The organism is Cytophagales bacterium, from assembly GCA_019456305.1.
GTDB lineage: Bacteria > Bacteroidota > Bacteroidia > Cytophagales > VRUD01 > VRUD01.
The window spans coordinates 46366-60447 of sequence record VRUD01000016.1 but is presented as its reverse complement, the minus strand read 5'-3'; the positions used below and the strand labels follow the sequence as shown (position 1 = coordinate 60447).

The window sequence follows — 14082 nt, the reverse complement described above, 5'->3', positions numbered from 1 at the left end:
ATATAACCATTTGTTGATTAATAACGAAAGAATCTATTTATTACAAATTAATGTTGCAAAACTAAATTGTTGCTACAAGAGTATTAAGTTGTTTCCTATTCTTTTTAACATTTTTTCCCCTTACATTTAATAATGGGCATCTCTAAAAACTACACCATACATTCCCCTCTATCAAGAGGGGCAAGGTGTGTGTTTTAAAAAATATGTAGTTTTTAGAGATGCCCTAATGTTTTTACTCAATTTTGAGTTTTTAGAGTTACTCTAATACCATACGATCATGAAAAAACTTAATCTATTTTTGTTATTGGGTTTTGTATCATTTGCATTGTTTGCTCAGCAATACAAAATCAGGAAGCTAACAGGTAATCCCGTTAGCAAAATCCAGTCTATTCAAAAACAAATCGTACCAACAAAAACCACTATATCCAAAAAAAACAAAGATGGTAGTTTTGTGAATGTAGACAGGTGCGGTACAACTCAGTACATGCAATACCTGAAATCAAAAAATCCAGGGCTTGCGTATCAAATGCAAAAAAACGAAACAACGCTCCGGCAATGGATTAATAATCAGAATACAAGTAAGCAAGCCCAGATAATAATAACGATCCCTGTTGTGTTTCATGTAGTGTATAATAATGGTTCTGAAAACATCTCCGATGCTCAGATTAATTCGCAATTAGATGTTTTAAATGAGGATTTCAGACGTTTAAATACCGATACATCCAATACGCCTTCTGTTTTCAAATCAATTGCAGCAGATGCTGAAATTGAATTTTGCCTTGCCACAAAAGACCCGGGCGGATTTGCTACCAGTGGAATTACCAGAACATCTACTACTCATGGACCATTTTCTACAAATAATGACGTGAAATTTGATGCTCAGGGAGGTAAAAATGCCTGGAACAGGGATAAGTATCTGAATTTCTGGGTATGTGATTTAGTGTCAGGTTTAGGCGGCTATGCCCAGTTCCCAGGGGGACCGGCTTCAACAGATGGTATAGTATGTGACTATACAACAATCGGGAGGGCTCCATTCACTCCTTCATTCAACAAAGGCAGAACCGCTACGCATGAGGTTGGTCACTGGCTGGGCCTGCGTCATATTTGGGGAGATGATGGAGGTGCATGTACAGGTAGCGACCTGGTAGGAGATACACCTAACCAGGGAGATAATTATTTCGGGTTATGTCCTGCATTTCCACAAGCATCATGTGGCTCGGATGATATGTTTATGAACTATATGGATTATACTAATGAGGCCTGTCAAAACATGTTTTCCCTGGGTCAGGCTTCAAGAATGAACGGTTTTTTAAATACTACAAGGGTAAGCTTGAAAACCTCAGGTGGTTGTGAAGCCACTGGCCCTCCTACTGCTGATTTTACTGCCAGCGCTACTTTTGTTGTTACCGGCACTGATATTACTTTTACAGACTTGTCAACAGGTGTTCCTGCTACCTGGTCATGGGACTTTGGGGGTGGCGGTACACCAAATACTTCCACAGTTAAAAATCCAGTCATTACTTTTAATTCGATTGGATTATTCACGGTTACTTTGACCGTAAGCAATGGATTTGGTTCAGATGTTATGACTAAAACAGATTATATTGAAGTGGTTCCACTGCAAGGGTGTGGTGCGGTGATATTATCTGAAGATTTTGAGGGAGTAGTTATCCCCGCATTACCTGCAGGATGGACTACCTATGGGCAAGCTGGAAGTGATCTTTTTAAAACAGGAGATAATGCAACAGCAAGCAGCGGTTTTTTTACTATCCCACCTCATACACAATTTGCCTATACCAATGATGACAACTGCAATTGTAATAAATCTGCAGATTACCTTCAAATGCCCAGCATTGACCTTACAGGACTTTCAGGTTATTTTTTAACCTTCACCTCTTATAGCGAAGATGATCCAACACCAGCATATCAAGATACTACTTTTGTTGAAGTAAGCACTGATGGTGGTTTTACGTGGAATAAAATTTTCACTGTCCCTAAAATTAAGAGCTGGACTACTTTTTCAGTAGATTTAAGCGCTTATGATAATATGAATGATGTACGCATCAGGTTCTTTTATGCAGACTTTGGTAACTGGGGATATGGATTTTGTGTTGATGATATCACAGTGAATAAGCAGCATGGAAACGAGCTTGCCTTAGATTCAATTTACAGCGGAGAATATACTATAACCCCCGCTGCTCATGCCTCTCCCATTACCTTTGGGGGCAGGGTTGTTAATAACGGTCTTAATCCACAAAGCGGTACCGTCTTAAATGTGGATGTAACAGGTAATGACTCGTTTTCCGGTAGTTCTACCCCCCCCTGCTAACATACCATTTGCAGCAAGTCAAAATTTCACAATATCCACAACTTATACCCCACCATGGCAAGGTATTTATAATGTTGATTTTCTTGTTACTCAGGACTCAACAGATTGTGTTCCGGGAAACAATACTCTGTCCAGTTCTTTTGAAGTAACAGATACCGTTTATGCAAGGGATGATGGCACTGGTTCGGGTTCACTATGGGCTGGTGACAGTAATGATTACATTTTTGGACAAACATACCAACTTCAAGCGACAGACAATCTGAAAAGTATTACATGCTGGGTATCAGGTAATGTTGGCGCTGTTATGAGATTAGTAGTTTATAATATGGCAGCTGGATTACCGAACACCTTGCTTGGTGCATCAAGTAATTATACGCTTACATCCGGAGATATGCCTTCTGCAATATTAACGCTGCCAATCAACGGGGGGCCTTTAGTTCTGGCTGCAGGCACCTATTTTGTAGCGCTTGAAGCATTCAATGCTCCAAGTGACAGTTTATTTGGTGTTTACTCTGATAATATTTATACACCTAATACAACCTTTGCCAGTATTAATGGCGGGGCGTTCAATAACCTTGAAAATTTAGGTGGGTTTCAACTTGCATTTGTTATTCGTCCAAATTTTGTTTATACACCTTATAATAATGATGTTGCTCTTAATACGGTAGATTATTATTCTTCAATTCCTGAGAGCCAGATAGATTCCATATTCTTTGAAGGTAGGTGTGCTAATAATGGCGCTGATCCTCAAAACAACGTTATACTTAGTGTTAACATAACCGGTAGTGGTACTTATTCCGGAGCCAGCCCTGCAGGCGTTACATTATCACCCGGAACCGATTCACTATTAACCATGACAACATCCTTTACGCCTTCGCCCGGTGGCAACTATAATATGGACTTTACACTGTCTCAAAACGAAGCAGAACAGTTCCCCCCTGATAATTCTGATTCAGCCACATTTGTGGTTTCCGATTCTGTATATGCCAGAGATAACGGTAATTATACCGGTGCAGGTTTATGGAACGGAGCAGGGAATAGTTACGAGTTAGGCAATACATTTGAAATCACTAATTCGGCTGAAGCATTATCTGTTTCCGTTTACCTTCATCCTGCTACTGTTGCCGGTAGTATAATTAAAGCTAAGCTATATGACGGATCGTTAACACCGATTGATTCTTCTGCCAACTATACTATTCAGGTAGGTAATATCAATTCTGGATTTATTACCTTGCCATTCTTAATTACTCCAATCCTTGCACCTGCAGCTTACCTCGCTGTTATCGCCCAGCCTAACTTTGATGATACAGTTGCTGTGGCAAGTGGAAGTGATATTGATCAGCCATCATATACATCATTTTTAAGAGATACAGCCGGTACAGGAACCTGGTCATTACTAAGTTCAACTTCTTTTGTAAGACTAAATGTTATTGATGCTTGTCCAACCCTAACGTTAAGCCCCTCATCTTTTGTATGTGAAGGGGATTCTACAACATTAAATGCCAGTGGAGGATTTACAACCTATTCATGGTCACCTTCAGCAAGCTTAAGCGCTGGTACCGGCTCCTCTGTGATCGCATTTCCTTCAACGACTACCACTTATACTGTAATAGGAACAAGTCCTGGTTGTGCAGATACTGGTACTGTTACAGTGAGTGTAAATGTCAATCCAATCGTATCGGTTACACCTCCAGGCGATACAATATGTACAGGACAATCTACTTTGTTAATTGCCAGTGGAGCAGATAATTATTCATGGTCACCATCCACAGGTTTAGATACCACTTCAGGTGATACCGTTACTGCTTCACCATCTACAACCACTACATATATAGTAATTGGAACTAATACTGATAACTGTGACAGTGAAGATACTGTTACTGTAACTGTAAATCCGATTCCTGCCGCACCAACAGCAGGAACTGATGCAGTCTATTGCAGTGGTGACCCTGTTGCTGACCTCACTGCTACAGGTACCGGTATAGAATGGTTCTCTGATGCGGGACTTACCACTTTGATAGGAACTGGTTCTCCTTTTGCTATTTTTCCAGGTATAGGTACTACTATTTACTATGTAACTCAAACTGTTAACGGTTGTCAAAGTCCTTATGATTCTGTTGTTATTTTAGTATATCAAACACCAACACCTGCTAATGCAGGCCCTGACCAGAACTTATGTGATATTACCACAACCACACTTGCAGGAAATATTCCTGCCGTAGGTACTGGAATTTGGACTGTCGTTTCCGGTACAGCTACGATCACTACACCCACTTCATCTACGTCAGGTGTTACCGGACTAATAACCGGTACGTCAGCTACTTTGACATGGACAATCTCTAATGGCTCATGCCCAAGCTCGGTGGATACTGTCAATATAAACGTTGACCAACTGCCCACAACTGCTAATGCAGGCTCTGACCAGAACCTATGCAATGTTACCACAACCACACTTGCAGGTAATACGCCAGTAGTAGGAACAGGAATTTGGGCTGTCATTTCAGGAACAGCTACGATCACCACACCAGCTTCACCAGCATCAGGAGTTACAGGACTTATTGTCGGTGCATCCGCTACCTTAACATGGACGATATCAAACGGCTCATGCCCAAGCTCTTTTGATACTGTCATTGTTAATGTTGATCAGTTGCCCACAACTGCCAATGCAGGCCCTGACCAGAACTTATGTGATATTACCACAACCACACTTGCAGGAAATACGCCTGCCGTAGGAACTGGAATTTGGGCTGTCGTTTCCGGAACAGCTACGATCACCACACCAGCTTTACCTACATCAGGTGTTACCGGACTAATAACCGGTGCGTCAGCTACTTTGACATGGACAATCTCTAATGGTTCATGCCCAAACTCGGTGGATACTGTCAATATAAACGTTGACCAACTGCCCGCAACTGCTAATGCAGGCTCTGACCAGAACCTATGCAATGTTACCACAACCACACTTGCAGGTAATACGCCAGTAGTAGGAACAGGAATTTGGGCTGTCATTTCAGGAACAGCTACGATCACCACACCAGCTTCACCAGCATCAGGAGTTACAGGACTTATTGTCGGTGCATCCGCTACCTTAACATGGACGTTATCTAATGGCTCATGCCCAGGCTCCGTTGATTCAGTCATCATCACAGTTGACCAACTACCTACAACTGCCAATGCGGGCCCTGACCAAAACCTATGTAATATCACTACCACAACACTTGCTGGTAATACACCAGCAGTAGGTACTGGATTATGGACTGTCGTTTCCGGTACAGCTACAATAACTTCCCCTGCTTTACCTGCATCAGGAGTTACAGGACTAATAGCCGGGGCTTCAACTACTTTAACATGGACTATTTCTAACGGCTCTTGCCCTACCTCAGTTGATTCTGTCATTATTAACGTTGACCAACTGCCCACAACTGCCAATGCAGGCCCTGATCAGAACATGTGCAATGTTACAACAACCACACTTGCCGGTAATACGCCTATAGTAGGTACGGGAGTTTGGATTGTTATTGTCGGTACAGCTACGATCACATCACCCGCTTCATCAGCATCAGGGGTTACCGGACTAATAAACGGTGCTTCAGCTACTTTGGCATGGACAATCTCTAATGGGTCTTGTCTAAGTTCAGTAGACACTACGGTGATTTCTGTTGATGCTCTGCCAACTTCCGCCAACGCAGGCCCCAACCAAAACTTATGCAATGTTACTACAACGACACTTACTGGTAATGCACCTGCTGTAGGTTCGGGAATTTGGGCTGTTGTTTCCGGTACAGCTACGATCACTACACCCACTTCACCTACGTCAAGTGTTACCGGACTAATAACCAGTGCGTCAGCTACTTTGACATGGACGATCTCAAACGGTTCATGCACGAACTCTATTGATTCTGTAATTATTAATGTTGATCAACTACCTACAGTTGCAAATGCAGGCCCTGACCAGAATCTATGTAATATTACTACCACAACACTTGCCAGTAATACACCTGCAGTAGGTACGGGATTATGGGCTGTTGTTTCAGGTACAGCTACAGTCACTATTCCTACATCACCTACATCAGGTGTTACAGGCCTCGTTGCTGGTGCTTCAGCTACTTTAACGTGGACTATCTCTAACGGGTCTTGTACAAGTTCTGTTGACACAATGTTAATTGCGGTGGATCTACTACCTACTACTGCTAATGCCGGACCTGACCAGACTCTTTGCAGCTATGACACCATTGCTATATTAGCAGGTAATTCACCCGTTATAGGAACAGGAACCTGGACTGTTGTTTCAGGCACAGCTACCATCGCCACTCCGTCATCGCCTGTATCAGTTGTTACAGGTCTTTTGGTTGGTGATACAACTGTTTTAAGATGGATCATTTCAAATGGCTCTTGTACCAACTCTACAGATGATATGATCATTATAGTCACTCCTGCTCTATCCATTGATTCAGCATCATCAACAAATGTTTCTGTTTGTGGTGCAAGTGACGGAACGATCACAATCACTGCAAGTGGTGGTACGCTACCTTTACAATATTCTATTGATGGAGGTTCTACTTTCTTTGGCAGTGGAATTTTTACGGGGTTATCTACCGGAAATTATTCAGTAGTAGTATTTGACTCTAATGGTTGCATAATAACTGGAGATACATTGATAATAACTACTCCAGGTGCACCAGCGGCTCCTATTGCAGGCACAAATGCAACCTATTGTAATGGCGATGTTATGGCTGATCTAACGGCAACAGCAGGCTCAGGAGGTATTCTCACCTGGTATTCTGATCTCGGATTAACTACGATTATTGATACAGGAACAACGCTTACACCGGATACAATTGTTGGCTCAACAACTTATTATGTGACAGAAACAGTATCGGGTTGTGAAAGCCCATCCAGTTTAGTAGTTATCACTGTAAATCCATTGCCAGTAACTTCTGCAATAACAGGAATTACATCAGTTTGTGAAAATGAAACGGGTGTGGCTTATTCAGTAATAAATACAATAGGTTCAGTTTACAATTGGACAGCGCCTCCAGGAGCCACCATACTTTCCGGGCAGGGCACCAATTCCATTACTGTAAATTGGGGATCAACAAGCGGTAATATCCAGGTAACTCAAACAGATACAAATGGTTGCACAAACAACCCGGTAAGCCTTGCTGTAACTGTAAATACATCATTACCTGCAAGTGTTTCTATAGCTTCGAATACGGATACAATATGTAGCGGTGATAATGTTATATTTACTTCCACACCAACAAATGGTGGAGGTACACCAGCTTATCAATGGCAGGTAAATGGAAGCAATGTTGGTACAAATTCACCAACTTATTCTACTACAATTTTAAATAACGGTGATGTTGTTACCTGTATAATGACTTCATCATTAAGCTGTGTTACTGGCTCACCGGATACTTCAAATGCTATTACGATGACTGTGACCCCATCCCTGCCGGCAAGTGTTGCCATATCAGTAAGTGATAATCCAATATGTGGAGGTGATAACGTGATCTTTACTGCCACACCAACAAATGGCGGAGGTACACCGGCTTATCAATGGCAGGTAAATGGAAGTATTGTAGGTGCAAATTCAGCAATTTTTTCAACTTCAGGCTTAAACGATGGAGATAGTATTACTTGTATCATGACCTCTTCTTTAACGTGTGCTACCGGATCACCTGCAACTTCTAATGCTGTGGTGATGGCTGTTAATCCTTTACCTGTTCCAGTAATCAATCAATTTGATACTCTTTTAGGAGTTGACACTACTTATAATTCTTATCAATGGCTGCTATATGGAATTCCTATGCCAGGTGATACATTCCAATTCCATATAGTAATAGTTGCAGGTTCTTATTCAGTAAGTGTTACTGACACAAATGGATGTACTGCAACTTCAGATTCTTTATTTGTAGCTGTTTCAGGTGTTTTTGATCTTGAACTTTCAAATAATTTGAAAATATATCCTAACCCGGCAAACAATCTTTTGAACATTGAAGCTATTAATATCCAGTTACGTAGTATAACAATAATCAATTCATTAGGTCAGGTTGTAATAGTTAAGAAACTCATTGATAAGAATTCTTATAGATTGGATGTTTCCGGGCTTGAACAAGGTATTTATTTCCTGCAAATATATACCAACAAGGGTATGTTCATGAAGAATGTAGGTATAAATAAGTAATCAGGAAGTGAAAAAGTTACAATTTTTATTTCTACTAGAACATTGATTATGAGAAATTTAACCAAAAGAGCTGCTATTTTGAGTGGAGGTGTAAATAAAACTAAACTTTATTTGTCATTAAAACATTTAATGCCATTCAAAAAGGGTATTTTAGGATGTTTTTTTAAAACATTACCCTACATTTTTATTCATTGTAATAAAAATTAGGGGTTAAACCCGCAATAGTATTACTTTTGAACATCATTTTAAGCACCAACTTTTTGCTATTAGACCAAATTTTATAAAATAATTTTTCTTGTGTGGAAATTTGCAAACTTTTGCAAGTTTTGGTTTGTGTGTCGGCTTGTGCGAATTGAAGAGTATTTTTTTGTGCGTTAGCATTTTATTTACCTCTGTTTAATCGTCTTGAAGAAAGTTTTTTCCAAATGCTGTGAGCTAACTTTATTTCCATTTGTGTCAAACCAAAATGTTCTTTCAAAATTACTTGGTTGGTGATTTTCAAAACTTCTTCAATGTCTGTCTTGTTGCGGATTAGCTTGTCAATTTGTGGAAGTAACGAAGCATTGTCCGTGTGATATGGAAGCAAAACTCTTTCTGCTTCATTTGGCATTAACTCTAAAACCCCGCCTCCGTGGCTTCGACCTGAAACCTCTGTAAACGCAAGGGAAAGTGAATTGTAATAGCTTGCTGTCAATGCTTTGATGTTTGTCCCTGGTCGCACAAATACACGATGCATAGTATCCGTAGTATATGCTTTCGCTTGGTTAATTATCAATCTTGGGTAAAGATTATTTCTTCTAATAAAAAGCGCATCGGAAATTTTGATAGATGGAACTACAAACCAATCATCACGAATTCCTGTTTTGTAACCTTTATGAATTTCCAAACTCTCACCGTGTTCAATATATTTTACTGCACCGTTTTTACGAGTAAGATTTTTTCCATCAGGGAAAACAAGCAAGTGCGCTTTAGCTTTCGAGAATTTATTTTTCTCCCAATCTTTCTCTGTAAAGATTACACTATTTACCTGAACACTTCTACCTACCATTGGTCTTGCATAATCGTGCAAGTCATATTCTTCAACTGTTGTCAATGGAACGGTGAAGAAATCGTTTGAGCCAGTTGTAATTCCTACTTCAACTTTTGCAAACTTACCCAGTGTTGGAATATTCCTGTGCTTTGAAATATTTTCTAAAAAGTCAATTTCTTCTTGCTCCAAAAAATAGAAAGTCCATTTGTTTGACTTGAAATCAATTTTCTTTTTAGGGCTTTTCAATCTTGCAACATCAAGCGTTTGCAATTCACTTGCATCTCTCAATTCAATGTGTTCAATGTTGTGATTTTTGGTTTCGTTCTTTTCGCAAAGAAGTAAAACAACTTCTTGCTGAATGTTTGGAAACACAAGTTTTTCAAATGAAATTATGTTGATTTTATTGTAAAAGTGTGCAATGAAATTTCTTAGTTGTTGGGCAAATGAAACCTGTAAAATCTCCGCTGGCAAAACAAAACCAATTCTTCCGCCTTTTTCTTTAAGTAGGAGAGATGAACCAACAACAAATGAAACCCAAGCGTTAGTGAGTTTTGAATAAGTCAAACCTGCTTTGATAAAAATGTCACCCGCTTCAACTTGTTGCTGCCTGTCAAAAAACTGGTAGCGTATGTATGGTGGATTGCCTACGATTAAATCAAAGCGTTGTAATGTGTTATTGCAGTAAGTGTGAAAATCATCATTGATGATTTGCTTGTTCTTCAAATTTATTTGTTCTGCTTTTTCCGCTTCTGCTTCGTCAAGTTCAACTGCTGTAATTGATTTGTATTTCAGTTTGTGTTTTTGAAGCTGCTCTAAAAAAACTCCAACACCACAACTTGGTTCAAGTATGTCAAAGTCATCGCTTCCGTTAATTCCCCAATGCAAAATGAATTCTGCTATGGGTTCGGGGGTGTAAAAACCACCTCTTAATTTTTCGGCTGATGCTTCTGTGATTAGCTTCATCGGTCAAGGAGTTTTTATGGTTTTTAAATACTTTACTTTTTTCTCTGCTACTTTTAAAACTTCACTGGCAAAATCTTCTTCGTCCATAATATGATAAGCAACGGTGTCGCTTAGAAATGCAATCGTCAAATCTCGGTCGTTTACTTTGAAAAACCTTGCAAACTTCTCAATCAGTTGCTTGGTCGGTTTGCGATTGTTCTTCTCAATCTTGCCCAACATTGAAGTGTCAATCTTCAATGCTTCTGCCACTTCTCGTAAGGGTAATTTTTTTTCCCCACGAAGTTTTTTTACCGTATCACCGAATGTTTTTTCAAGTTTCATTTGGACTACTTCAGTCCAAAGGTAGATATATAAAATGAACTGGCAAATGTTTTTTGAAAAAAAGTTTTCAACAATCGGTAGTTAAAAGCGATGTCAACTGATAAGAATGTGGAATGGCTTGCCTTTTCCCTTTGGTGCATAAATGTCAAGTCGCTTGCCTGTGAGTTTCGCTTTACTGATTATTTTGCCAACTTCACCCCATGAAATTGAAGTTGTATAATTTCCTTGTCCCGCTTCACCACTTGGCTTGTGTCTTACTTCAAGGTCAAACTTACCAATGAATTTTCTTTTGATTGTAATTTCAAAAGGAATGGTTGCTATCTCAACAAATGGAGTTTTTCGGATTTTATTCCAAGTGTATTTTCCAAAAAGTTTATTTCTAAAATAAGTAGTGTGGCTAATTTTCTTTTTACCCAAAACAAAATCATCTTGAACCAAACGAAGCCCGCCTGTCGGATTAGTTCCTGCTCCGCCACCCTGCACACTTGAAGAAGGCAGTTTTTTTCTTGTCCAAAGTAATTTACCATGTGCAGTTGGTTTACCAACTGGAATTTTTTTCGCTGTGGCTGCTTTCGCTTTTCCTGTTGATGTTCCTCTGAACTCACTTGGAATTTTTGCAATTGCTCGTTTCGGGAATATTTTTGAAATAATATTTTCAGTTTCTTTTCTTTCTCCCTTTACTGCTTTGTCTAGTGCTGCTTTCCTTTCTTCTTCCGTTGGAACAACATTAGCTCTTACCAAATCAGCAATAAGTTTTTTGGAAAGTTTTTTCAGGTTCGGGTCGGTGAAATCAAATATGCCTTTGAAATAATCTTTCAGTTGCTCAACAATTTTTCTGTCTGCCTCAATGCTATTGTCAATGCTAACAAGTAACGATGCCTCAACATTGGTGAACAACCCTTGTGCTGTGAGGTTTGAAGAACCGATAATGAGTTCCGATTTGTCTGCACCTTCAAACAAATAAATTTTCGGGTGAAAAATTGTGAATGAAGGTTGATAGAAAACAAAAGTGTTGATGTTCAGTTTCAATAATTTTTCCAACGCTTCTTTTGATGTCCCTTTCTGGTCAACACCTGTAACAATGGTAATAATGTTGAAATGCTTTTTCGCTGCTGTAATGTGCTTTGAAAGTCCATTAACTCCTGCCTGACTTACAAATGCAGAGATGCCTGTAAAAGTGTGAAACTCTTTTTGTGAAAAGAATTTGATTAGCTGATTGCCTACCGAATATTCCGACTTGGCTTCATATCCTTGTCCTAAAAGTGTAATATTCATTCTTGTCCGAAAGATAATGTTTCAACAAATGTATGGAAAATGGTCAGAGATATTTTTGTTTTTAAATTTTATTTCTCCCAAATCACACTGATAGAATAATTGTATGACTTAACGAATAAGCAGTATTCAAAAAATCTTGAATCAGGTTCATCATCATTTCGCATCCTTAACCAGTCAGATTTCCAAATGTCTTGCTTTGATTCATCACTAGAATAAATTTTTTTGGTAGTAAATAATTCATACGCAACTGAACCTGTTGGTGGTGGCTTGTCTTTCTCAAATTCTAAAAAGTAACGAAAGTCATGTGAGGGTTTCCACCATTTCATTTTATTGTCTTTGCAATATACAATTACTACAGGGTGATTTCCTCTCTTTACAAATTTCAAAATTGTTGCTGTTTTGCTGACTTGAAAACGATTTGCCAAATGTTCAATTACATCGGGTCCAAATTTTTTTCTTGCACATTCATTGTAAAATACTTCTGAAGGCATTAAGAATTCTGCCGCAAATTCATTAGCTTCCATTTCCTGAGGTCCGGCTTTATACCAGTTCATCATATCTTCTTCAGTATCTGAAAAAACAGGTTGTATATCTCTGTGCATTTCGTAATGTCCAAGTTCATGTGCTGAGGCAAATCTCTTTCTTGATTCAAACGGAATATCTGAGTTGACATGGATTATTGAATTGCCACGATAAGAAACAATTTCTCCATCCTTGCCTTGTAAAGGAACTTCTTCGTAAAATGCCTTTCTTCCTAAAATTATTTCACTTAGTGGAAATTGAGTTGGGTCGTCAAGACCACATTCCTCCAAAACTTTTTTGGCAATCAGTTCAGCTTTGGAATATTTAAAGTCCATTAGATTTTATCTTCTGTTCTTCCAAAAATTTCAAGGTAAAGTGTTTTACCAAAATATTTTTGATGTCCTCTTGGCTTAAAGATTCTATGTTTCTAAAACTCATAGAAAGTTCTTCTTCTTTAACGAGTGCTGGTAAAGAAAAATCAATATTGTTTAAAAGAGAATCAACCCATTCTTTTGCTTTCTGTTTTACGGTCTCGGCTGAAATCATTTCCATTTGTGTCTTACCTGCTTGAATTTGCATCTGCAATTTCTTAATTCGCTTAAGACCTTCCGAAACGATTGCATCAACATTCAACCCTTGAGATGACATGTACTCTCTTGCCTTCCCACTGTCAGAGCTAATAAAATCCATACTTCCAAGAACAAACCTGATGAATTCGGTGTTGCTGTATTTGTTATTAGCATTCATAGTTTTGCTGGTTTTTTTAATTGGAATTTTTTTGCTACATTATTTAGAACCGTGTTTAGTCGTCTCATACCATTGTCAAAATCATTTGCACTTAATCCTGTATCTTTTATTATTTCACGCCTTTTATATCCCATACAGCGAAGGCCGATGAAAATCTTTTCGGCAACTTCATCTGATTTAAGTTCTTCCTCGATAGACGAAGTAATCATGTTAAAGTCAAAATCTTGATCGAACATAGCCTCAGAAACACCAAGCAAAATATTATCTGAATATTCGAAGTCATCTTCAGTATCAACATCATTTTCTATTATTGGATCAACACTTCTTTTATTTTCTGGGGAACGGGCATCGTTGCCAACAAGATTTTGAATTATATGTAGCTTGATGTAGTTTGCCAAAGAACGATTTTTTGTAGGATCATATTTTTCCGGGTACAACAAATACTGTTCTATCCCACCATAGACATAGTCGTCAACCGTTTTTCCCTTTAAGTAGGTATCTACATCTTCTCCTCTAAACCATCGCATTTTATTTAGCAAGTAATGAGTATAGGCATAAAGCTTGGGTAGTAAATCCTTCCAGTCGATTTCATCTTTTCCTGAATATGAGTTTTTCATTATAGAATTGTTTCATACTTACATATGTTATCAAAGTACCCTTTTTTGCAGGTCATATAAAAATTCTTTTCTGTAAAATCTTTATTACCCA

8 protein-coding genes are annotated in these 14082 nt (G+C 38.8%); 2 read left to right on the top strand and 6 right to left on the bottom strand.

Going from position 1 to position 14082, the window contains the following annotated elements; genetic code table 11:
* The first annotated feature begins 277 nt into the window (after positions 1–277).
* Complete coding sequence (locus FVQ77_05290; GenBank protein ID MBW8049746.1) at positions 278–2329, top strand: PKD domain-containing protein; 2052 nt, start codon at positions 278–280, stop codon at positions 2327–2329.
* Entirely contained in the window at positions 2292–8516 is a 6225-nt protein-coding gene (locus FVQ77_05285) for a T9SS type A sorting domain-containing protein (protein ID MBW8049745.1), read from the top strand. Before FVQ77_05290 ends, FVQ77_05285 begins: the two co-directional genes overlap by 38 nt.
* A 382-nt stretch (positions 8517–8898) precedes the next feature.
* Here the strand turns inward: FVQ77_05285 and FVQ77_05280 are convergent, their stop codons facing one another.
* From FVQ77_05280 to FVQ77_05255, 6 genes are all read right to left on the bottom strand, one after another.
* Positions 8899–10509, bottom strand: coding sequence for a class I SAM-dependent methyltransferase (locus FVQ77_05280; GenBank protein MBW8049744.1), 1611 nt, complete (start codon positions 10507–10509; stop codon positions 8899–8901).
* Positions 10510–10512: 3 nt separating this feature from the next.
* The gene (locus tag FVQ77_05275) at positions 10513–10830 is read right to left on the bottom strand and encodes a helix-turn-helix transcriptional regulator (GenBank protein MBW8049743.1); all 318 of its coding nucleotides are present in this window, start codon (positions 10828–10830) and stop codon (positions 10513–10515) included.
* A 93-nt stretch (positions 10831–10923) separates the two neighbouring features.
* A complete protein-coding gene (locus tag FVQ77_05270) occupies positions 10924–12105 on the bottom strand; it encodes an NgoFVII family restriction endonuclease (GenBank protein MBW8049742.1) in 1182 nt (393 codons plus the stop codon).
* 68 nt (positions 12106–12173) lie between these two features.
* A complete protein-coding gene (locus FVQ77_05265) occupies positions 12174–12962 on the bottom strand; it encodes an ImmA/IrrE family metallo-endopeptidase (GenBank protein MBW8049741.1) in 789 nt (262 codons plus the stop codon).
* On the bottom strand, positions 12952–13374 hold the full coding sequence (locus FVQ77_05260; GenBank protein ID MBW8049740.1) for a hypothetical protein: 423 nt from the start codon (positions 13372–13374) through the stop codon (positions 12952–12954). The genes FVQ77_05265 and FVQ77_05260 overlap by 11 nt, the downstream gene beginning before the upstream one ends.
* Positions 13371–13991 (bottom strand): hypothetical protein, encoded by a 621-nt coding sequence (locus tag FVQ77_05255; GenBank protein ID MBW8049739.1) that lies wholly within the window; start codon positions 13989–13991, stop codon positions 13371–13373. The genes FVQ77_05260 and FVQ77_05255 overlap by 4 nt, the downstream gene beginning before the upstream one ends.
* Positions 13992–14082 lie beyond the last annotated feature (91 nt).